This is a genomic window from Bradyrhizobium sp. 35 (assembly GCF_023073215.1).
GTDB classification, from domain to species: Bacteria; Pseudomonadota; Alphaproteobacteria; order Rhizobiales; family Xanthobacteraceae; genus Bradyrhizobium; species Bradyrhizobium canariense_D.
Genome location: NZ_JADPJC010000080.1, coordinates 1 through 21,004, shown reverse-complemented (window position 1 = coordinate 21,004; position 21,004 = coordinate 1). Strand labels below are relative to the sequence as shown.

Below are 21,004 nucleotides of genomic sequence, written 5' to 3'. Positions count from 1 at the left end.
AATCAGCGAGGCGCGCCTTACCCGCAGCCCGGGAACCTTGTTCCCTCATTAGCATTTGTGAAGGACGCGCCCCGACCGAGACCCCTCCTGCCATGACCGACGATGCCGTCAGCCCCACGAAATCCGCACCGTCGCTGTTGCAGAGGCTGGGGCCGGGTCTCGTCACCGGGGCCGCCGACGACGATCCGTCCGGCATCGCCACCTATTCGCAGGCCGGTGCGCAATTCGGTTACGGACTGCTCTGGACGGTATTTCTGACCACGCCGTTCATGATCGCCATCCAGCTCGTCAGCGCCCGGATCGGCCGCGTCACCGGCAAGGGGCTGGCCGCCAACGTCATGCAGATCGCGCCGCGCTGGGCGGTGCTGTCGCTCGTCGCCATGCTCGTCGCCGCCAACACCTTCAACATTGCCGCGGACATCGCGGCGATGGCGGAGGCGCTCTCGCTGGTGATCGGCGGCCTCAACCACGAGCACGCGCTGATCTTCGCGGCGGGCTCGACCCTGCTGCAGGTGTTCCTGCCCTATCGGCGCTATTCGCCGGTGCTGAAATTTCTCACCTTGGCGCTGTTCGCCTATGTCGCGACCGCCTTTACCGTCAAGATTCCGTGGAGCACGGCGCTGCTCGCGGCGGTGTGGCCGAAGACGAATGTCAGCGCCGACTATTTCATGATGGTCGTCGCCGTGCTCGGCACCACGATCAGCCCGTATTTGTTCTTCTGGCAGGCCTCGCAGGAGGTCGAGGAGATGAACCAGGGCAAGCGCGACAAGCCGCTGCGCGAGCTGAAGCGCGGCGGCAGTCTCGAGCTGGCGCGCATCCGGGCCGACACCCTCTCCGGCATGCTGCTCTCCAACGGCATCGCCTTCTTCATCATTCTCACCACCGCGTCGGTGCTGCACGCGAATGGCGTCACCAACATCAATTCGGCGACGGAGGCCGCCGAAGCGCTGCGGCCGCTCGCCGGCGACTTCACCTTCGCCCTGTTCGCGATCGGCATCATCGGCACCGGCCTGCTCGCAATTCCGGTGCTGGCGGGCTCGGCCGCTTACGGCGTGGCGGAGATCTTCGGCTGGCGCGCGACGCTGGAGGCGAAGCCCGACGAGGCGGTCGGCTTCTACACTATCATCGCCGCCGCCACCATCATCGGCTTTGGTCTAGGGTTCACCGGCATCGACTCGATCCACATGCTGGTCTGGAGCGCGGTGCTCAACGGCATCGTCGCCGTTCCGATCATGGCCATGATGATGCTGATCGTCTCGAGCAAGGCGATCATGGGTCGCTTCAAGGGCCGGTCATGGCTCGTCGCGCTGGGCTGGCTCGGCACCGCGCTGATGGCGCTGGCTGTGCTCGCTTTGCTCGGCTCGTCATCGATCGGCTGACTAGCCTTTGACTAGCCTTGCGACAAGGCTGCCGAGATCTGCGAGGCAATGATGAAGGCCGCGAACACAGCCGGCACGCTGATGAAGCGCAGGAATTGGTCGATCGAAAGCATCGCTGTCTCCCCCAAGACAAAAACGTATACGCCCGCCGCGCTATTCCACCCCGTGCGCGACGTGCTGATCGGCCGTCAGAAACTGATCGGAAATGGCGGCTCCACTCATCGTGAGCAGCGCCAGGATCGAAATCACAGCCAGAAATCTCATGGCCGGAGGGTCGATCCCGATTGTGTCCAAAAACGTCAGAGCATGGCGCCTTTTCAGGACGATCCCGGGCAAGATCATGGCTGTCCCCACCGGATTCCCCGCGTTTCCCGATAGAACGTTCGGAAGGGGCTTCCCTGCACACCCCGCCAGGCTTCACTGCGCAAGGCCGTTAGCCTAACAATCGTGGCTGGAGCCGGGCTTGCGCCGGCCAAAGAAAAAAGCCCAGCCGGGCAACAGGGAGCGACATGACCCAATCGTCGAAAGCAACTAGTCTCGAAATTCTCGCCTGCGACGCCGGCTGGCGAAACTACCACTTCGTCAAGCTGACGACCGAGGACGGCATCGTCGGCTGGAGCGAGTTCGACGAGGGCTTCGGCTCGCCCGGCGTCGGTGCTGCGATCCAGCGCCTGTCTGCCCGCGTCGTCGGGCAGAACGTTTTCCGGCACGAGCGCATCTACGCCGAGCTGTTCGCGGCCACCCGCCCTGCCGCCAGCGGCGTGGTGGCGCAGGCGCTCGGCGCAATCGAGAATGCGCTGCTCGATGCCAAGGCGAAATGTCTCGGTGTTCCCTGCTACGAACTGCTCGGCGGCAAGATCCGCGACCATGTCAGGGTCTATTGGTCGCATTGCGCAACGTGGCGGATCAATCATCCGTCCTGGTACAAGCCGCCGATTGAGAACCTCGACGGCGTCAAGGCAATCGGACGCGAGGTGCGCGAGAAGAAGTTCACCGCACTGAAGACCAACATCTTCTCCTATGATAACGGCAAACCGACCGGTTGGCGACCGGGCTTCGGCTCGCCCTTCGCTCCCGAGATCAACGTCGATCGCAAAATCCTGCGCGATCTGCGCATGCATCTGGAAGCGATCCGCGACGGTGCAGGTCCCGACGTCGACATCTTGCTTGACTGCAACTTCAACGCCAAGACCGAGGGCTATCTGGAGATCCTGCGCACCATCGCGGACCTCGACATGTTCTGGATCGAGATCGACAGTTTCAATCCGGAAGCGCTCGGTTACATCCGCAGGCAAAGCCCGCATCCGATCTCGTCCTGCGAGACGCTATTGGGCTTGCGGGAATTCCTGCCCTATTTTCACGAGCAGGCCATGGACGTCGCGATCATCGACACGCCCTGGAACGGCGTCTGGCAGTCGATGAAGATCGCAGCCGCCGCGGAAGCGTTCGAAGTCAACGTTGCCCCGCACAATTTCTACGGCCATCTCTGTTCGATGATGAACGCGCATTTCTGCGCCGCCGTGCCGAACCTGCGCATCATGGAGATCGACATCGATCGCCTGGCGTGGGACCGCGAACTATTCACGCATGAGCCCGAAATTCAGAACGGCCATCTGGTCATTCCGGACCGGCCCGGCTGGGGCACCGATCCGAACGAGGAAGCCCTTCGCGCGCATCCGCCGAAGACCACCGGCGGATTGCTCAACTATGGCCGGAAGGGCTAGAGCGTCTTACGGCGTCACTGGATTGACGGTTGGGGACGTCTTCGGCCCCGGCCGCTCCGGCTCGATCGGGGAGTGCGGTTCGGTCGGGAGAATTTTGGCACCTGCGGCCCGCGCGGCTTCACCCGTGGTTGCGTACATCGCAACATGGGCGGGCTGCGTCTTGGCCCGATTCCATGGTCCGTGATCGACGATGAGCATCGCAGCAATCGTCAACGCGGCCACAATCAACGCGATTACGCCGGGATGGCGAAGCGCTGAGGACATGGAGTTTGCGAAGCGATCCGTTGCCATCGTGGAATCCATAGGCTTTTCCTCTCACAGGTTAATGCAATCGCGTCCTGCGAGTTCCGCCCTTGGCCAAGGCAAGTTCCAAGCCGATACGGGAACCTGGTCGCCCCAAGGCGCTCAGTGTTTCACATCCGGCCGCGCATCGCCGACGAACCGGTCGCGGTTCGGCATCTTGACCGCTGCAAGCGATTTGGCATCGAGCGTCGCATCCGCTCCGACCAGTCCATTCAGGTTCAGGATGTAGGCGGACACCGCATAAACCTCTTCATCGCTCAACGATTGCGGCGCGTTCTGCGGCATCGCGCGGCGGATGTAGTCGAACAGCGTCGGCGCGTACGGCCAATAGCTGCCGACCGTGCGGACCGGCTTTGGCGTTGCGATCGTGCCCTGCCCACCGACGAGCCGGTCACCGAGCCCGCCCTCGCCTTTGTCGCCATGGCATGATGCACATTGCTGGGCGAACACCTCGCGCCCTTGGCTCACCGAGCCGCTTCCCTTCGGCAGATTGCTGCCGTCGCGTCCGATATCGATATTCCAGCCCGCAATCTCCGCAGCCGTCGCGGGCCGTCCGAGGCCGTACAGGCTTTGTGCTTGCGCTCCGCTTGCGAGCGCACACAGCACGATGACGACAGCAATCTCGCAAGTCTCACGCCAGCGCATTGGTCACCTCGCCGTCAGCCGCGATGCGCCAGGGCCAGATCGCGTTATTGTGGTAGAAATAGTTCTCGCCGCGCACCGCGAGCAGCTCGGCCAGAGTCGGCTGCACATAGCCGGTTTCGTCAATGGCACGGCTCTGGATCACGGCAGGCTTGCCGTCCCACTGCCAGGGCAAGCGAAAGCGTGTCAACGCACGCGTCAGCACCGGCTCCTGCAATTGCGCGCTTTGCCAACTCTTTCCCTCGTCCACGGACATCTCGACGCGCGCGATCTTGCCATGCCCGCTCCAGGCGATGCCCGTGATCTCGTGGAAGCCGGGCGCGCTCAGACGTTGGCCGCCCGAGGGCCGCGTGATGATCGACTTCGCCTCCATGTAGAACGAAAATTCACGCGCGGTGCCGTCCGGCAGCAGGTCTGTGTATTTCGAGGTCTCCTCGCGCGAGTAAACCGGCTCCGCAGTCACATGCAGGCGCCGCAGCCACTTGACACTCATATTGCCCTCGAAGCCCGGCAGGAAGAGCCGCAGCGGATAGCCCTGCTGCGGACGCAGCCGCTCCCCGTTCTGGCTGTAGACCAGCATGGCGTCCTCGAGGCATTTCTCGATCGGGATGCTGCGCGTCAGCGCAGCCGCGTCGGCACCTTCGGCGACGATCCATTTGGCATCCGGCTTCAATCCGGCCTCCTGGAGCACCAGCTTGAGGCTGACGCCGGTCCATTCTGCACAACTGACCAGACCCACGAGGTCCGACGCGGTCTTGCCGTAAGGCTTGCTGTAGCCGGGATTGCCGGAGCATTCGAGAAAGTGGACGCGCGATTCCGACGGGAAACGCCTGAGATCATCCATTGTAAAAATCAGCGGGCGCTCGACCAGCCCGTGCAGCATCAACCGGTGCTGGGCCGGATCGATGGTCGGAACGCCGCCATGGTGCCGCTCGTAGAACAGTCCGTTGGGCGTGATGATGCCGTCGAGCTCCTGCAATGGCGTACGGCTGGAGGCCGAGATGTACTGCTTGAGCGTCTTCGAGATGTTCTTGACGACGCCCTTCTCGAACGGTGACGGCGCGCCGTAGGGCTGGCTTCCCATCGGTTCGCCGGGCGCCTTCATCCATTCGGGAATGTTGGGTGGAAGGTTGTCGGTCTCGGCGGCAACCGATGCGCGGGCGCCCAGGACGGTACCACCCGCCACCGCAGCACCGCCGCGCAGAAAGCGGCGGCGAGTCGTCCCCGCGGGTTTATCGTCGGCATCGAACGTGCGGCTCATTTGCGGACCCTCGGCTGAAGCGCGACCCACATGAAACATTCTGCGACGAGCATTTGCAATTCGCACCTGTTTCAAAAACAGGCGATTTCCATCTGGACTGATCTAAATCCGGTGGCGGCGACGGCGGTTATCTTCTTCGCAATGCACAAACGGCTCGTCCGTCACTCGCCCGGCGCGATCGCATTGCTCGGGGTCGGCCGGTCGGCGATCTGCTGGCCGAACAGGCTGCCGATCAGTTCGACCGCGGTGCGCGCGGTGCGGCCACGCTCGTCGAGAAACGGATTGAGCTCGACGATGTCGACTGATCCGACCACGCCGGAATCGTGCAGAAGCTCCATGATCAGATGCGCCTCACGATAGGTCGCGCCGCCCGGCACCGTCGTGCCCACTCCGGGTGCGACGCAGGGGTCGAGAAAATCGACATCGAAGCTGACATGCAGCACGCCGTTGCTAGCCCTGACGCGCTCGATGACGCGGCGGATCAGCACGGCGACGCCGAACTCATCGATCTGGCGCATGTCGACAACCCTGATCCGGCGCGTGCGCATCAACTCCTTTTCGAGCTTATCGATTGAGCGCGCGCCGAACAGGTCAAGCCGATCGGGACCGATCGGGGCACGGGGATCATCGCCGAGCAATCCGTCGAGGCCGGGTTCGCCGCACAGGAATGCCGCCGACATGCCGTGCATGTTGGCGGTGATCGTCGTCTCCGGCGTGTTGTAGTCGGCATGTGCATCGAGCCAGAGCACGAACAGCTCGCGTCCGCGCTCCTGCCAGTGACGCGCCATGGCATTCACCGATCCCATCGACAGCGTGTGATCGCCGCCGAGAAAAATCGGCAGCGCGCCGGTTTTTGCGATCTCGTAGCCTCTGCGGCTCAGGACGCGCGTCCAGCGCTGAATTTCGCGGTAGTGATTGGCCTTGTCTGGGGGCCTGTCGGCGAGGTCCCGGAGCTCGGCCACCGAGAGATCGCCATAATCGACGACCTCGAAATCCAGGCTCTCGAGCAGTGTCGCAAGGCCGGCGGTGCGGAGCGCCGCAGGGCCCATCAGGGTACCGCGCTGCGAAGCCCCCATGTCGATGGGAGCGCCGAGCAAGGCGATGCGCCGGGCTCGATCCGTCGTAGTCCGGTCGGTCACAGCTGTCTCCTGAGATCAGCAAGGTTGAGCCAGCCTAACAGAGATTCGCATCCGTCGTTTCACGGGGGGCGGTCCGCGCAGGGGCGCATCATCTCGGAACAAAAGCTTGCGCGCCGAATTGCTCATTCAAGGCCGGTACCCGCCGTAAAAACCACGGCGCCTGTCGCGGATAGCCAAAGGTCAAGCGACCCGCTGTTCAGAACGAGCGCTCGCGCGGATAGCCAAAGGTATCGGCCTCCGTCACATGATCAGCCTGGAGGTCGCGCACTTGAGCACGGAGATCCCGCAGTCCCCCTCGCATCCCGGCATGGCCGAGCGCGCCATCGACGCAGCGACGGACGTATCCCACACTGTCGGCGAGATCGCAGGTGGCCTTCATGCTGCTGTCGACCGCATAACCTCCGCAATCGACGACGCACGGAAGCCTGGAAAACCCCTCGCGACCGTCGCCGCAATCACGCGCGAAGCACCGCTTGCCAGCCTGTTCGTTGCTTTCCTGTTCGGCGTCGCCGTGGCACGTCGGCGCTAGAAGGACATCAAACTTGCGCCACTTCGGCTTGGCGCCTGAGAGCTTCCGCGCAACGTCTTTAGCGTTGGGAGGCAAATAGCGCTTCTAGGAGTGCCCTTGGCGTACTTTCGGAAAATACCCAGCAGGCGTGTCCCCGTCGGTCGCCGCAGAACAGGGCGACCTGCAGCGATTGGATCATCATCGCAATGAGAGCCGGACCTCCCCTCACTAAACCCATCCTAATTGTCGCGCGATAGGCAGCGGCGTTTTCGAGTGCCGCAGAATGATTGATCCGCACCAGGTGAATACGATTATCTCCACGACCATTTGCGCATTTTTTGCACATCACCCAGACGCAAAAATTGGAATTGAAGAAGCCAAGCTGCTCGCGAAGCAAATTGCGGATGCTCTCAACGAGGCGGGACTGCAGATTTCTGCCCCCGATACGGCGAGTCCAGAAGCTGACTAGATGCCGCTGGGCGATCGTCCAGAGCTCATGTGCGCCACCCTTCCTGACCGGAGATCGGCTGTCGTTCAGCTGGTTCGTTCCTGGCGCTCAGCCAGTTGGGTCCTCAATCACAGCTCCGGCTCTTTCGATCCTCTTCGGCACCAAAATTGCTGCTTATGACAAGAAGGGCTTGCAGTAGCGGTGCACACCACGGACGACGGTCGACGCCCCGGGCCGCACGTGGGGTAGAGGCCGCTAATGGCTCCTGAGTTGTATTGCGGTCTCGACTTTGACGAAGATCAGGTCGCACTCTCGCCCATCCCAGGTGCGCTCTGTGGATCGAATCCACTGCGAAGCGGCTCATAGGAACAATTCAAAAAACCGTGAGTTTGAATACAAGAAATCCGAAAAGCGAGAGAGGGATGTGATGACGCGGTCCGTGGAAGAATTGAGGCGTGAGTCCGAGCGAAGTCGCGCTGAGTTGGCCGCTACGGTCGATCGGCTGAAAGAGCAGGTCTCGGAGACGGCCGAGGACATCCGCCATAAGGTGTCGCCGCAGCACATCAAGTCGGAAGTATCGGACTATGTCACCCACACGACAAAGAGCTGGGTGGACGGACTGAAACAGCAAGTTATGGACAACCCGATGCGGAGCGTGGCCGCCGGGACCGCCGTGGCGGTTCCACTCCTACGCTTGGCGCGTGGTGTCCCCTTGCCGCTTTTGATGATCGGTGCCGGCTTGGCGCTCACCTCGAAAACCGTGCGAGACCGCGCCGCCGAGGTTTCCGGCCCTGCGATGGACAAGGCGAACGAGGTTTTCGAGGACATGGCGGATCGAGCGCGCGCCATGCAAGGCGATCTCAGGGATCAACTATCTTCCGCCCGCAATCAGGCCGCGAGCATGGCCGACGAGGCGCAAGATTCGACTGCCGGTCTCGCGGCGGATTTACGCGCACAGGCCTCCCAAGCCGCCGAGAGGATTGGCGAGAAGCTCAAGAGCGGGGTGGATGCGGCGAAGGACAGTGCCTCCGCAGCTAAGGACGCTGCCGGAAGGGCGCCCCAACAAGCTCGCGCGATCATTAGCGATAATGCCGCGCTAATCGCCGGGCTTGGGGTGGCGATCGGAGCCATTATCGCAGCCGCTCTTCCGGAAACCAAGGTTGAAGCCAAGGCCATGGGCCAGGCGAGCGACGGCGTGAAGCGGGCCGCCGCCGAGGCCGCTCAGTCTGGATTTGACGCGGCCAAAGATGCCGCAATGTCGGCAGCCGACGCGGCAACAAGCAGAGTCGCCGAGGCCGGCCTCGGTGAGCATGCCAGCCGCATGACTCAGAACCTCGCTGACTCGCTCAAGACAGCCGCCGACGACGTCGTCGGAGCCGCTTTCAATCCCTCCCGCAATTCCAATACCTGAAGGAACACACCATGAGCGATCTAGACCTGAGCAGAGGCACGAATCCAAATGAAGATCGGAACGCGGGTTCTCCGAAGAACCTGAAGGACCAAATGGCGGAGGCTGGAGCGACTGTGAAGCAGCGGGCCGACGAGGCCTTCCGGGCAACCGCTGACATCGCCCAGGACAAGTTCAAGGAAGCCGGGGATGCGGCCAAGGACCTCGCTTCGGGGACCATGGACCAGATTCGCGGCCAGGCACGCGAGCAGCAGCGGACTGGAGCCGAGTTCATTGAGCGACTTGCCGGCAATGTTCGGGAAGCGGCTCGCGCCTTCGAGAGCGATGTGCCTTTTGCCGCCCGCGGCATCAACTCCGCCGCGGACTATGTTGAAGATACCGCCGAGAAGATCCGCAACGGCAGCTTCCGCGATCTCCTCGATGGCGCAACCGATTTCGCAAAGCGTCAGCCTGCCGCTTTCCTTGGCGTTTCGGTGCTCGCCGGTTTCGCCGCCGTCCGTTTCCTGAAGGCCTCCGGCGGTGACTCGCCTTCATCGCGACCTGGGATGAGTAGTGGAACGTCGTCGACGCAGGGCGACACGTGGCGCGGAAGCACGTCTTCCACGGGAGCCGGGCAGGCTTCCATGCAGGGCTCATCGGTATCCGGCAACAATCCGCAGCGAACGACGTCCTTCAAAGGCGGCAGCGTATCATGACCATTCAGCACGATATCAAGACAAGCCAGAACGATCTTCGGACCATCTCCACGCTTGTAGCGGACGCGATGGGGCAGTTCGCCAAGCTGTTCCAGAACGAAATCGACTTGGCCAAGGCTGAACTCAGCGACAGAGTGCAGAAGATAACGGGAGCAGCAGGCTTCATTGCCGGTGGCGCCCTTCTGGTGACCCCCGCCATTGTGATGGCGCTGTTCGCATTGTCGGCGGCGTTGATCTCCGCGGGATGGTCGCAACCGCTTTCCTACCTGACATCCGCGATCCTCGCTGGCGCCATTGCGTGCGTGCTGTTTGCGGTCGGCATCAATCGGATGGACGCCCGTAATCTTGCGCCGCGGGAGACCATCCGGCAGCTGGAAAAGGACAAGGACACCGTGAAGGGAATGGTCCGATGAGGAGCACGCAAACCGGCTTTTTCGACAATCTGGTCGCAGCGGCCAAGGAAAATCCCCTTGCCGCCGTTCTAATTGGAGGCGGCGCGCTGTGGCTTATGGCTGGTGAAGACAGGATCAAGGGCGCAGCTCGGTCGACGGCGGCCGCCGCGTCCAGTGTGGTCGATGGCGGGGTGAGCACGATGCGGACTGCGGCATCGGCGATCCAGCGCACTGCGGCGCCGCCCACGGCGCCCGAAATGGATCACATAGGGTCCCTCGATGGCGAAGACACGTTGCAGTCAGCCAAGGACGCTGCATCCGGCGTTCTGTCAGGAACCGCGGACAAGATGAGGGCTCAGTTCGAGGACGGCCTAGAGATGGCGCGGGACGGCTTCGCTAAAGTGCGCGACCAGATTCCGGGCGGCGAAGCCGTCTCAAAAGCAAAGTCGTCATTGTCTGATGTGCTCGAAAAGCAACCGCTGGTGCTTGGCGTCGTCGGCTTGGCCATTGGCGCCGCAGTCGCAGGGGCATTTAGAACCACCGACATTGAGAATGAGTATGTCGGAGAGACCAGCGATGCTGTGAAGGCCGACCTGAACACCCGTGTTGGTGCCGTCTCGCAGGCGTTGCGCGAAAACTCCGACACGCTGTTAGCAGAGGTCTCCGATACCGGCGGCGAGGCTCTGGATCGAATCAGGCAGACCGGGATGGATGCAGTCGAAGCAGCCCGTGAAAGGGCCAAGTCGCCTAATGTGCTGTGACCACTGAAGAGTCGTCGCGACGTCCGCGGCGACTCTTCCGAATTATTCCGCGTACAACATCAGCGCATCATCTAGGGGCCCAGCTCGCGCTCCCGATTCGTGATCAGCGCTCCTCGTAGCAGTAGATCTGCTTCGCATCGCTCAGAAGTGGCTGTTGAAAGCGACCTTATGGGATCTTGATCGCGAAGCTCAAGTGTTCAGGCGGCACTGACGGCGGCGCACTCGGCTGCGAAGAATTGCCGCTCGAATGCTTCCGCCGGCATCGGACGGCCGAAGAAATAGCCCTGGCCTTCCTCGCATCCCATGCTCACCAGGAAATCGGCCGTCGCGCGGGTCTCGATGCCTTCGGCCACGACCGTGAGACCGAGCTGTTTGCTGAGACCGATGGTCGACCCGACGATCGCGGCATCGTCGGAATCCGCGAGCAGACCGAGCACGAACGAGCGGTCAATTTTGAGCCCGTCGAGCGGAAACTTCTTCAAATAGCTCAGGCTCGCATACCCGGTACCGAAATCGTCGAACAGGACGCGGACGCCGAGCTGCTGGATGCGTTTGAACATGTCGAGCACGCGGGCTTCGTCATGAAGCAGGATGTCCTCGGTGACCTCGAGCTCCAGCAGCGACGGCGTGAGCCCCGTCGCTTCGAGCATCCCCGCAACCGAATGCGCCAAATCGCCGGAGTGCAACTGCGAGGGCGACAAATTGATCGCGACGCGCACTCTGTCGCCGGACAATTCCCAGGCGCGTGCCTGACGGCAGGCGGTCTCCATCACCCAGTTTCCGATCCGCTCGGACAGGGCCGAGCTATTGACCACCGGCATGAATTCTCCTGGCGAAACGTAGCCGCGCACGGGATGCCGCCAGCGGATCAGCGCTTCGGCCCCGACCAGGCTGGCATCGACCAGGCGAACCTGGGGCTGGTAGAACAGCTCGAACTCGCCGCGATCGGCGGCAAGCGCCAATTCACTCTCCAGCGTCAGCCGGTTCTCCAGCTCCTCCCGGATCGCGCTCTCGAAGATCACATGGCTGCCCCGCCGGGTCAGCTTTGCCTTGCTCAGAGCGAGATGGGCATTGCTCAGGAGATCGTCGGCGTTGTGCCCGCCTTCCGGATGGATGGCGACGCCGATGCTGATTCTGACGCGATGCTGCCGCGTGCCGGTCGCAAGCGGCGCTTCGAAGGCGCGCGCGATGCGCTCGGCGTACTCCGCGATCGGCTCGTCGCCATCGGCGCCTTTGCGCGCAATGGCGAATTCGTCTCCGCCAAGCCGGGCAACGACAGCGCCGCGCGCCTCGGCTCTCAGGCGACCAGCGACCGCCTGCAGCACGAGATCTCCGGCCGAATGACCCGACATGTCATTGATGCTCTGGAAGCCGTCGAGCCCGATCACGAGCAGCGCGACCTCGCAAGGGCGCTGCCCCGCATCCGCGATCATGCCGACCAGTCCGGCATGCAGCGTGTTGCGGTTGGCAAGACCGGTCAGCGCGTCGTACTCGGCGAGATATCTGACGCGTTCGGCCTCACGCTTGCGGACCGAGATATCGCGCAGGATGGCTCCGTACTGGAAGCCGTCCGTTCCCTGCCAGCCCGAGAAGCTCGCCTCGACCGGGAAGGTTTCACCGTTCTTGCGCCGCCCTTCGAACTCGACGACGACCGCCCCGCCAGGGACCAGGAGTGCCTGGCGCGCGGCGTCGCGCGTGGACGGCCTCGCGTCACCGTCCACCGACACGGCGCACAGCGTTTCGAACGGGCGGCCGATGATCTCGGCGGGCAGATAGCCGAAGATCGCACTGGCGCCGGGATTCCACACGGTGATGAGCTGATCTTCGTCGGTGCAGATGAGGCCATCGCCGAGTGACATCGCGATACGATGAAAGCGGCTTTCGGCGATGCGCCCCAGGAGACCTCGGAAATCGATTTCGTCGAGTGCAATTGCCGTCAGATAGGCGACAATCGCGATGTGGAACAGCGATGTGTCGATGATGAAGGGCCATCTTGCCTGCACGAGGACCGCCAACAGCTCGAAAACCGCCCCGACCGAGATCAGGATTGCGGCGCGAATTCCCGGTCCCAAGCGGCGCCACGAATACACCATCAGCAGGCAGATCCCAGCGAGACCCAGGATCATGCCGGTATCAGAGGTCCAGCGCAGCATCCGGTTCTGGAGGATCGATTCCGCTGCCAGCGCCTGGAGGATGGGTCCGGAGATAATGCGGCCATTCGGAACGCTGAAGCGGTCGCCGAGTTCGAGCGCCGTCGCTCCAATGATGATCTTCTTGTCTCTCAGCTTGTCGAGAGTGGCGGTTTCGCCGCGGAGCACGTCGACGTAGGAGACACTCGGAACCGAGCCCGCCCGAATGCTGAAATCGATCAGGAAAGGCGGCCGCCGATTGGCGTCCTGCCCGGCCAGCACGACGGCCATCGACGGCATCACGGCCTCGCCGAGCTTCTCGCCGAACGGATAGCGGCGAACGAGCCCGTCGGATTCGATCGCGACATTGACCAGCGCCGGCCACGACTGGTTGCCGAACGGCTTCAGGGGGCGATTGATGTGAGCTGCGCCGCCATTCGGCGCGGGCTGCTTGAAGGACGGCAGGATGGTCGAGCCCCCGGCCTCACGCAGCGCTTTGACGAAAGCCTCGTCGGAGGCCGGATCGGATGGCGAGCTGAAATCGACGTCGAAAGCGACGTCCTGCGCCCCCGCGGCCTCTAACCTGTGCAACAGTTCCGCGTGCAGCCGGCGCGGCCAGGGCCACACCCCGATCTGATCGATCGAGGGCGCGTCGATGGCCACCACGACGACATTGCCGGTCGCGGCACGCGATTGCCAGGCGAACCGCAGGTCGGTCAGCGCGTTGCGAAGCGCACCATGCCACCCCGTGGACAGCGCGATCGCCAGCGCTGTCACGACAAGAATATGCGGCCGAAAGCGTCCCACCCGATCCTCCTGCGCACCCGCTTCCGCAGGTGCGCCCCCTCATCCCCTAAGACATCGCCTCAGTGCTTGTTGTGGCCAAGGGCATTGCCGTGACCATTGCTGCCGTTGCCGCCGCCATTGCCGTTGCCGTTGCCGTTGTTACCCCGGCCGTTACCGGTGGCGCCGTTGTTGCCGTTACCATTGCCGGAATTCCCACTGCCGGAATTGCCGTTACCGGATTTGCCCTTGTCCGGTTTGGTCTTGCCACCGGAGTCTCCGTTGCCGCCGCCAGAGCCGTCGCTGGATGCACCGGCCGTGGTGGCGGCTATTGTCGTGCTCGCAGCCGACGAACTGGTGCCAGCCGTCACGCCGCTGCTCGTGGTCACCGCAGTCTGGGCGGTGCCGTTGGATGCCGTTGTGCCCGCTTTCGAGTCGCCCCAGACCGTCTCGGTGCTGGCGTAAGAGTTGCGCGCCTGTCCGGGGGCACCGCCGCCGTGGGCGAGCCCGTGCGTGACCTTGTGGACGTTCAGCTTGACCTCGCCCAGCGAACTCGAGATGCGCACGACGCCGGGCTTTGCAGCATCAGCCTTGGCAGCACCGCCCTTGGGCGCGTGAACTCCGGCCGCCTGTTGCGATGGCTTGGGCGCGGCGGCCGCCTTGGCGCCCTTGTCGATCGGACCGAGCGCATGGATCGCATGGCCGTTCGCGGCGTTGCGCGGGGCCGACAGGCCCGATTTCGGCACGGGGACGCGCTCGATGCTCGAGGCGCGCGGCTTGCCGTGCTCGATCGGATTGAAGGTCCCGGAGCCGCTGAGAGAAAGGCCGGGCTTGCCATGCTCGAAGACGGTGGCGGCCTGCCCCGGCAGGACCTGGGCGATCTGTCCCGTCTTGAAGTCGGAGACCTCGACCTGGCCGCGGAGCACGCCGACTTTGGTGCTGCCCGCATTCACGGTAACGCTGAACTGCGTTCCCTTGACGACAGCGGCGAGATAGGGCGTCTCGACCTCGAAATGCTTGACGTTGCGCTTCTCGACCTCGAGCAGGATCGAACCTGCCTGTTGGATGATGGTGGTCGAAAGGCCTTCCTTGCTCTCGGTCGGTAAACCCACCACCGAGTTGGGAGAGATCAGGATCGTTTCCTCGCCGCGGACGAGCAGCACGCGGCCATTTCGTCCGGTGCGAATGGTATCGCCGGGCTTGAGTGCCTCCTGTTGGTTCAGCGAAACCTGCTGCGCGCCGCTGGTGGCGACCCAGACCTCGCCGCTGGCCTTGCCGACCGACCAGACGCCATCGTCCGCGGCGGATGCGACGGAGGCCGTTCCCAGGATCAGCGCAGCCGCCAAGGCGCACCGCATTCCAATTTTGCTCAGCATGACGATCCTCAGTCCCCGTTACAGCCGCCTTGAGGGGTATCCGAAATCACTCAACATAGGATTAGCAGGAAGCGGCCACCGGAGCGGTCGCGTTAACCATTCGTTGACCATAAAAAAGTATGAAAAATCATGTGGCTAACGAACCCTTATAGCATCAGGGGCACATCTCCGTCGAACTACGGGGAGAGGCGCGTTGCGCGCGTCGGGAAGCGGCATCTGGTTACCGCAGCGGTGCTGTTGGCGCCGTTCTTCGCCGGATTTCCTCAGGCTTTCGCGCAGCAGGCGAACCAGCCGGGCTTCGATCCGCGCCAAGCTCAGAAATATTTTGAAAACCAAGCCGAGCGGGAATCGCTGAGCCGTCCGCCGGTCAGGCTTCCGACAGTCGACCAGCCCAACACCGGCGGCGCTACCAAGCCTCAGTTCGTGCTGCGCGGCATCAACGTCAGCGGAGCCCGGGCCGTTTCCCCCGATCGTATCGCCGCGGTCTATCAGCCTTATGTCGGTAAGAAGGTTTCGCAGGCGGATCTCGCCGCGATCGCCGGCGCGATCAGCGATCTCTACCGCGCCGATGGTTTTCACTTGAGCCGGGCGATCGTGCCGCCGCAGGACATTGCCAACGGCCTGCTCCGGATCCAGGTGATCGAAGGCGCCATCGTGCAGGCCGAACTGAAAGGCGATGGCGCCGAGCAGTTCGGCGTGAGACCGATGCTTGGGCCGGTTCTGGCCGAGCAACCGTCGCGCCTGGCAACGCTGGAACGCCAGCTCTTTCTCATCAACGGCAGACCTGGTGTCCGGATCACCGATACCGCACTGGAGGAGATCGGCGGTGCGACCGGCCGCTTCCGCCTCATCGTCTATTTGAAGACCTGGCACGTCTTCTCCTCATTCGGTCTGGACAATCTCGGCTCATCATCAGTCGGGCCGTGGCAGACCTACGCGACCGGCGCGTTCAACTCCTATCTCACCCCCGGCGACACGCTGGCGGTCAACCTGTCGACCATCGCCAACGACCCCCGCCAGCTTGGCTTCGCACGGCTGTCCTACGATGCACCGATCGGTGTCGACGGCGTGCGTCTCGGCGGGTCCGTCCTGTACAGCGCGGTTCGGCCGGGCGATGCCCGCCGCCTCGACAGCGACATCACCACGACCGAGGCGTTCGAGCTGCGTGCCGGCATCGTCCCATTGCAGTCGCAATCCTCCTCGCTGACCCTGACCGCGGCGACGACCTTCAGCAACGTGTCCGAGCATGATCTTTACGGCCCCTGGTACAACGACCACATCAGGACCGCGAGCCTGACCGCCGACTACCGGCTCCAGGATCATTTCGGCGGCACCAATTTCGCGACGCTGACCTACCGCCAGGGCCTCGACATCTTCGGTGCCTCGCATTTCGACGACGACCTGTTGTCGCGCGACGGCGCGTCATCGAACTTCTCCGTGCTGAACCTCTGGTTCACGCGCTACCAGACGCTCAACGATGTCTGGTCGCTCAAGGTCTCCGCTGCGAGCCAGACGGCGTCACGGCCGCTGTTCACCTCGCAGCAATTCTATCTCGGCGGCGCGGCCTTCGGGCGCGGCTATGGCGCGGCCGAGATCAGCGGTGACAACGGTCTTGCCGGCTCGCTCGAACTGCGCTTCGACCAGAAGCTCAATTTCCACTACTGGACCGGCTATCAGCTCTACGCGTTCGGTGACGCCGGTGCAGTCTGGAACTACGGTTACCGCCTGAGCGAGGGCCTGTCGCTGACCTCGGCCGGAGCTGGCGTGCGGTTCTTCCTGCCGGACGATTTCCAGGCTGATCTCGGCGTGGCCCTCCCCTGAGCTACCGGGCGCCCGACAACGAGCGCCGCAGCCCGCGCTTTCTGTTTACTCTGTCAAGCGCGCTGCGGCTCTGCTCCGAACGCGGCAAGGGCGGTTGTCTGTAAACCCCTTGTCCTTCGCGCTGTAGCCCTCGAGGTGCGGCCCTTTTTGGGCCCAGGCTCATAGTCTTGCCTAAATTTAATCCCGTAACCTGCTCACGATCGCTCGATCCGGGAGTTCCCAACGACCATGTTCAGTCAAAAGTGATTTGAGACGGAACCATGAAAAAGGTGTTTGCAGTTCTGGCGTTTCTCTGCGTCCTCGGCGTCGGCCAGTATTTCGTCGTCAGCCGGTTTGCGATCCGCCATGAGGTGTTGACCCTGTTCGACGCCGCCCGCCAGCGGCCGATTGCGGTCGAAATCGCTGTACGGCGCGATTACGAGACCAAGGCCAATCTTGGCCTCTGGAAGCTCCCGCTCGCCATCATCAGCAATGGCAATACCGTCAAGGCCAGTGAATATTCCTTCTTAGCCAACGTGCTCGCCGCACGCGGTTATCTCGTCGCCAGCATCCAGCAGGATTTGCCGAGCGATCCGCCGCTGATGACCAAGGCCGGTCAGCAATATGTCGGGCGGCGCGAGGTCTATATCCGCTGCGAGGCCAACATCCTCTTCACCCTGGGCGAGTTGAAGCGGCGGCAGGAGAACGCCGACTACGACCACATCACGCTCGTCGGCCATTCCAACGGTGGCGACGTTTCGATGTATGTCGCCCATCAGCACCCGGAGCTGGTGTCGAAAGTGATCACGCTCGACAATCTGCGGGTGCCATTCGTGCTTAGCGACAACATGAAGATCCTGTCGTTCCGCTCGAAGGATCCGCATTTTGTGACCGATCCCGGCGTGCTGCCGACGCCGGAAGAGGCCAAGGCGCGCGGCATCGACATCATCCATACTGGCGCACAGCATACCGAGATGAGCGATCGCGGTCCCGATGCGGTCAAGGAGAAGATCCAGGCGACACTCGACCGCTTCCTGCGCGACAGCGCTAGCAGCGCGCTCGCCCCGGCCGATACACGAAGCCCGATGATCATGAACCCCGGCGACTATTAGTCCGGCCCCTTTGCGGCAGATCAAGGCTGCCGCGAGCCGACCACGATAGAAAGGGCCTCGCCATCTCGGAGAGGCACGTGTCGCACTCCATCGAAAGCCTTGATACAAAAAGACTCGATACGACAAGCTTTGGCCTGCCCGCGGCAAGGACGCCGAGATTCGCCCGGCATCTCTATCGTTCGGCTCGCAAGCTGCTGCGGTCGATCATCGCCCGCATCGACCTCTCGCAGTTTCCGGGTTCGTGTTGCGGATGAGGAGGGCGTCGCGAGCCAACAACACACAGGATTGCCCTATGCACCGGCATTTAAGACGAATTTGCCTGCTGGTTGCAGTGCCCTCAAGCGCGGGCACGTCGTCCGCTCCTACCTAGCGTAATTTTGAATGGAGGAAGTACTCTTGTCCCGTCCGCTTCTGGCGCGCTGTCATCGGCCAACCTCAGATTGGCGCAGCTCGCGACCACGGATGGTCTGACGAGGCTCGCGAACCGGCGCAGCTTCGATGCCTTCCTGCGGGAGGCCTACGTCAAGCACGCCATTCTATCGGTGCTGCTGATCGACATCGACCAGGTCAAGTTTCATCAATCTCCGCACCTATCCCGCGGTGCTCTTCCTCTATGCTTACGGCCTCGGCTTGCTGGCCGCTCGACGATATGCGGACCTCTTCAAACTGTTCACCTTCCCGCTGATAACCGACCGCGACACCACCTCAAACGTGGTCGGTCACCTGTTCCTCAGCGCATGGGCCGGCGGGGAGAACAACGTGTGGCAAATTGTGCCCGGCCTTGAGCGGCGCAAGACGGCCCTCAGCGACCACTGCATGATATCTTTCAGACTTGGACCGGCGACTACTTGTTTTCGTCAGAAGGTTACACCCCCTTCTTTGAAGAATTCGAATTGCTGGGCTCGCTCGCCTACATCTCACTCGGCAGCAGCAAAGAGGATTTGCAAGGCGTCCCGCAACGCACGGCGGACAAATTTGTCTGTGCCCCATTGGACGGATGTCATGGGACGGACAATGGCGCCATCAGGGTAACATTCGCAGATGCGGCAATACGGGGGTCAAATATTGCAGGCCCAATGACAATCCCACCCTAGGTCGGCTGAAAGGTGGTTGGCGAGCCGGTGTGCATGGCCAGGAGGCGCGTTGCCAGGAGATCCGTGCAAGCAGGTCCCTTCGGAGCCGGACTGGATCCACGAAGTAAAGCACGACGGCTATCGGATGGTCATTCGGGAGAACGACCGTGTGCGCCTGCTCTCCCGCAATGGCACCGACTGGACCAAGCGCTATCCCTGGATTGCCGAGGCCGCTCTGAAGAAGCGGCAGAAGCATTTCGTCATTGACGGCGAGGCGGTGATCCTTGGCGTTGATGGGGTTTCAGAATTCAATGGGCTGCACTCACGCAAGCATGAGCACGAGGTGCAGCTCTACGCCTCCGACATCCTTGCCATCGACGGCGACGACCTGCGCGATCTGCCGCTGCACCTGCGCAAGACCAACTTGGAGCGGCTGTTGGCCCGCCGGCCGGACCGGATCACCGTCGCGCCATTCGAGCACGGCGAGATCGGACCGGAGCTTTTCCGGGCGGCCTGCCGCATGGGCCTTGAAGATCTCGTCTCGAAGCATCGCGATCGGCCCTACCGCGGCGGCAGGCAAAAGCACTGGATCAAGGTGAAGAACCGCAGGCACCCAGCAATGGATCGAGAGCTGTGATGGCCGCGGAGTTGATGATTGGGTAGCCCAGTTCCCAATGAATCAAGTCCGTGCGGGATCTATGCCGCACGGACTTGATTGCAACTGTCCAGGCCCAGTCGGATTCCGTCGCAGCAGATCTAGCGTCCCTGTAATGCCCCTCGAAGGAAGCCCGTCATTTGCGACGGGCTCAAGGTCAGGGAGGAAAGGCGCCATGAAGGCGCGGGTTAAACTTATAACGAGTCGCGCCAATACTGTGTGTCGCAACTCACACTGTGGACAACAAAATTGCCCGCGGATCGCGCCATTCGATCGAGCCGCATCAGCCTTGATCCGGCTGCTGAGGCTGCCGGTCCGCGCACGATCAATGCACCACGCCGAGGTGAGCAGCCGTCGCGGATGCAGGGCGTCATCACACCATGGAGCTCTCAAACCCATACCCCGTGAGATCATGTAGGGTCTGCCGTGGGCCATCAAGGCCGTTCGCCGCGGCGCTGGCAATGGCCGCCCGGCACTGTGCGACGTCCGCGGCTTTCACTGCCGCTGCGCTCCCAGCCGGGCCAGTTGGCGGGCCCTTGTCTGCCCCTGATGGCAGCCAAGGGCTCAGTCCAGCGCACCTCAGCGCGTTGGAGCTGGCCGCAGCGTTCTTAGCGGAGGGCCGCAAAGGTCGACATGCTCGGAACCGAGGGCGTAGCCCGAGATAGCTCCAAAAGACACACGCCAGACGGTGTTCGGATAGCTGCCGGCGCAAACCAAATGTGTCGTATCGGATGCATAGTTGACGCAGCGCTTTAGACACTGCCTCGCCAGCGCAGCTTGGCGATCGGGGCAGTTCAGGCCGGTTCTTTCGTCTTCGGCCCTCCCGGCGTCGTCCTCAAAAAAGCAATCCCGCAACTGCGCATTTCGAGTCAACACGTTCACGCATTGAGTGGTCGCGTCGCCGACCTGCGCCTTGGTCGGTTTCACCAATGGGCACTCTGGGGGAATCTGAGCTGGGACCACGTAGGTACGCGCTGGCCGGCGGGCGAGCACGGCGGCTCTGTGCTTGCTCACCGCGGACCCACGTGACGGCCCTCGAGAATCTTCGGCGCAGGCGATAGGAAGGCATCTGGTCCACAGCGGACCGCTGCTCACGCACCGATTGGCGTCTGGCGCGCAGCCGGTGGGGCAACAGGTTTGCGCAGACGCGGGCGATATCACCGCATATGCCAAGACCAGGATTGTCACCTTGAGACGGCGCATGTTCCCCCCACCAGACAGCAGCTAAGCGGCGCTCCACTTGTCCTTTTCAATCGCGCTCATTCTTTTTCTTCTTGTCATCTCCATCCTGGCCGCCAAAGCCCGAGGAGCCCTTGTTACCGCCGCCACCTCCAGATCGGGAGCCTTCCTCTCCGGAATGCGCGACCTTGGACCCCTTTGCGCCACCCGAGTTCTCGCCGCCACCCCCGCCAGAGC

At 62.8% G+C, this 21,004-nt stretch carries 18 protein-coding genes and 1 pseudogene; 12 read left to right on the top strand and 7 right to left on the bottom strand.

Annotation, left to right across the window (positions count from 1 at the left end):
* The first annotated feature begins 92 nt into the window (after window positions 1-92).
* Window positions 93-1,379, top strand: coding sequence for a divalent metal cation transporter (locus tag IVB36_RS16250; protein ID WP_247392175.1), 1,287 nt, complete (start codon window positions 93-95; stop codon window positions 1,377-1,379).
* Between the two features lie 153 nt (window positions 1,380-1,532).
* Here the strand turns inward: IVB36_RS16250 and IVB36_RS16245 are convergent, their stop codons facing one another.
* Window positions 1,533-1,721: a hypothetical protein gene (locus IVB36_RS16245; RefSeq protein ID WP_247392173.1), complete on the bottom strand. Its 189-nt coding sequence runs from the start codon at window positions 1,719-1,721 to the stop codon at window positions 1,533-1,535.
* A 167-nt stretch (window positions 1,722-1,888) separates the two neighbouring features.
* Here IVB36_RS16245 and IVB36_RS16240 point away from each other — a divergent pair, with 167 nt between their 5' ends.
* The gene (locus tag IVB36_RS16240; RefSeq protein WP_247392170.1) at window positions 1,889-3,103 is read left to right on the top strand and encodes a mandelate racemase/muconate lactonizing enzyme family protein; all 1,215 of its coding nucleotides are present in this window, start codon (window positions 1,889-1,891) and stop codon (window positions 3,101-3,103) included.
* A gap of 6 nt (window positions 3,104-3,109) precedes the next feature.
* On the opposite strand, the gene IVB36_RS16235 is transcribed toward IVB36_RS16240, so the two are convergent.
* The 4 genes from IVB36_RS16235 to rocF all read right to left on the bottom strand — a co-directional run bounded on the left by IVB36_RS16235 (window position 3,110) and on the right by rocF (window position 6,448).
* Entirely contained in the window at window positions 3,110-3,406 is a 297-nt protein-coding gene (locus IVB36_RS16235) for a hypothetical protein (RefSeq protein ID WP_018454872.1), read from the bottom strand.
* 102 nt (window positions 3,407-3,508) lie between these two features.
* Window positions 3,509-4,051, bottom strand: a complete 543-nt coding sequence (locus IVB36_RS16230) for a cytochrome c (RefSeq protein ID WP_247392168.1) — start codon at window positions 4,049-4,051, stop codon at window positions 3,509-3,511.
* A complete protein-coding gene (gene soxC / locus IVB36_RS16225) occupies window positions 4,038-5,309 on the bottom strand; it encodes a sulfite dehydrogenase (RefSeq protein ID WP_247392166.1) in 1,272 nt (423 codons plus the stop codon). The genes IVB36_RS16230 and soxC overlap by 14 nt, the downstream gene beginning before the upstream one ends.
* Before the next feature lie 161 nt (window positions 5,310-5,470).
* Window positions 5,471-6,448 carry an arginase gene (gene rocF, locus IVB36_RS16220; protein ID WP_026232832.1) on the bottom strand — a complete coding sequence of 326 codons (978 nt, stop codon included), beginning with the start codon at window positions 6,446-6,448 and terminating at the stop codon, window positions 5,471-5,473.
* A gap of 244 nt (window positions 6,449-6,692) precedes the next feature.
* Here rocF and IVB36_RS16215 point away from each other — a divergent pair, with 244 nt between their 5' ends.
* The 6 genes from IVB36_RS16215 (at window position 6,693) to IVB36_RS16190 (ending at window position 10,660) form a co-directional block, all read left to right on the top strand.
* A complete protein-coding gene (locus tag IVB36_RS16215; RefSeq protein WP_085361071.1) occupies window positions 6,693-6,977 on the top strand; it encodes a hypothetical protein in 285 nt (94 codons plus the stop codon).
* 262 nt (window positions 6,978-7,239) lie between these two features.
* Window positions 7,240-7,425 (top strand): hypothetical protein, encoded by a 186-nt coding sequence (locus tag IVB36_RS16210; protein WP_085395299.1) that lies wholly within the window; start codon window positions 7,240-7,242, stop codon window positions 7,423-7,425.
* 406 nt (window positions 7,426-7,831) lie between these two features.
* Window positions 7,832-8,815, top strand: a complete 984-nt coding sequence (locus IVB36_RS16205; RefSeq protein WP_247392157.1) for a DUF3618 domain-containing protein — start codon at window positions 7,832-7,834, stop codon at window positions 8,813-8,815.
* Window positions 8,816-8,907: 92 nt separating this feature from the next.
* A complete protein-coding gene (locus tag IVB36_RS16200) occupies window positions 8,908-9,507 on the top strand; it encodes a hypothetical protein (RefSeq protein WP_247296978.1) in 600 nt (199 codons plus the stop codon).
* Window positions 9,504-9,920 (top strand): phage holin family protein, encoded by a 417-nt coding sequence (locus tag IVB36_RS16195; RefSeq protein WP_247392155.1) that lies wholly within the window; start codon window positions 9,504-9,506, stop codon window positions 9,918-9,920. The genes IVB36_RS16200 and IVB36_RS16195 overlap by 4 nt, the downstream gene beginning before the upstream one ends.
* Window positions 9,917-10,660 carry a hypothetical protein gene (locus IVB36_RS16190; protein ID WP_247392153.1) on the top strand — a complete coding sequence of 248 codons (744 nt, stop codon included), beginning with the start codon at window positions 9,917-9,919 and terminating at the stop codon, window positions 10,658-10,660. Before IVB36_RS16195 ends, IVB36_RS16190 begins: the two co-directional genes overlap by 4 nt.
* A 197-nt stretch (window positions 10,661-10,857) precedes the next feature.
* Here the strand turns inward: IVB36_RS16190 and IVB36_RS16185 are convergent, their stop codons facing one another.
* The gene (locus IVB36_RS16185; RefSeq protein WP_247392151.1) at window positions 10,858-13,596 is read right to left on the bottom strand and encodes an EAL domain-containing protein; all 2,739 of its coding nucleotides are present in this window, start codon (window positions 13,594-13,596) and stop codon (window positions 10,858-10,860) included.
* 59 nt (window positions 13,597-13,655) lie between these two features.
* Window positions 13,656-14,948, bottom strand: coding sequence for a FecR family protein (locus IVB36_RS16180; protein ID WP_247369584.1), 1,293 nt, complete (start codon window positions 14,946-14,948; stop codon window positions 13,656-13,658).
* Between the two features lie 129 nt (window positions 14,949-15,077).
* On the opposite strand from IVB36_RS16180, the pseudogene IVB36_RS16175 reads away from it, so the two are divergent.
* From IVB36_RS16175 to IVB36_RS16160, 4 genes and pseudogenes are all read left to right on the top strand, one after another.
* Window positions 15,078-16,873: pseudogene (locus IVB36_RS16175) on the top strand (POTRA domain-containing protein).
* A gap of 156 nt (window positions 16,874-17,029) precedes the next feature.
* Window positions 17,030-17,860: an alpha/beta fold hydrolase gene (locus tag IVB36_RS16170; protein WP_247361397.1), complete on the top strand. Its 831-nt coding sequence runs from the start codon at window positions 17,030-17,032 to the stop codon at window positions 17,858-17,860.
* Window positions 17,861-17,937: 77 nt separating this feature from the next.
* Window positions 17,938-18,114: a hypothetical protein gene (locus IVB36_RS16165; RefSeq protein WP_247361395.1), complete on the top strand. Its 177-nt coding sequence runs from the start codon at window positions 17,938-17,940 to the stop codon at window positions 18,112-18,114.
* An 889-nt stretch (window positions 18,115-19,003) separates the two neighbouring features.
* Complete coding sequence (locus tag IVB36_RS16160; protein WP_247369580.1) at window positions 19,004-19,570, top strand: DNA ligase; 567 nt, start codon at window positions 19,004-19,006, stop codon at window positions 19,568-19,570.
* Window positions 19,571-21,004: the final 1,434 nt, after the last annotated feature.

Bases quoted from the DNA above. Each gene is read 5' to 3' on its own strand.
- IVB36_RS16250 (WP_247392175.1), top strand. From the start codon at position 93: ATGACCGACGATGCCGTCAGCCCCACGAAATCCGCACCGTCGCTGTTG.
- IVB36_RS16245 (WP_247392173.1), bottom strand. From the start codon at position 1,721: ATGATCTTGCCCGGGATCGTCCTGAAAAGGCGCCATGCTCTGACGTTT.
- IVB36_RS16240 (WP_247392170.1), top strand. From the start codon at position 1,889: ATGACCCAATCGTCGAAAGCAACTAGTCTCGAAATTCTCGCCTGCGAC.
- IVB36_RS16235 (WP_018454872.1), bottom strand. From the start codon at position 3,406: ATGGATTCCACGATGGCAACGGATCGCTTCGCAAACTCCATGTCCTCA.
- IVB36_RS16230 (WP_247392168.1), bottom strand. From the start codon at position 4,051: ATGCGCTGGCGTGAGACTTGCGAGATTGCTGTCGTCATCGTGCTGTGT.
- soxC (WP_247392166.1), bottom strand. From the start codon at position 5,309: ATGAGCCGCACGTTCGATGCCGACGATAAACCCGCGGGGACGACTCGC.
- IVB36_RS16215 (WP_085361071.1), top strand. From the start codon at position 6,693: ATGATCAGCCTGGAGGTCGCGCACTTGAGCACGGAGATCCCGCAGTCC.
- IVB36_RS16210 (WP_085395299.1), top strand. From the start codon at position 7,240: ATGATTGATCCGCACCAGGTGAATACGATTATCTCCACGACCATTTGC.
- IVB36_RS16205 (WP_247392157.1), top strand. From the start codon at position 7,832: ATGACGCGGTCCGTGGAAGAATTGAGGCGTGAGTCCGAGCGAAGTCGC.
- IVB36_RS16200 (WP_247296978.1), top strand. From the start codon at position 8,908: ATGGCGGAGGCTGGAGCGACTGTGAAGCAGCGGGCCGACGAGGCCTTC.
- IVB36_RS16195 (WP_247392155.1), top strand. From the start codon at position 9,504: ATGACCATTCAGCACGATATCAAGACAAGCCAGAACGATCTTCGGACC.
- IVB36_RS16190 (WP_247392153.1), top strand. From the start codon at position 9,917: ATGAGGAGCACGCAAACCGGCTTTTTCGACAATCTGGTCGCAGCGGCC.
- IVB36_RS16180 (WP_247369584.1), bottom strand. From the start codon at position 14,948: ATGCTGAGCAAAATTGGAATGCGGTGCGCCTTGGCGGCTGCGCTGATC.
- IVB36_RS16170 (WP_247361397.1), top strand. From the start codon at position 17,030: ATGAAAAAGGTGTTTGCAGTTCTGGCGTTTCTCTGCGTCCTCGGCGTC.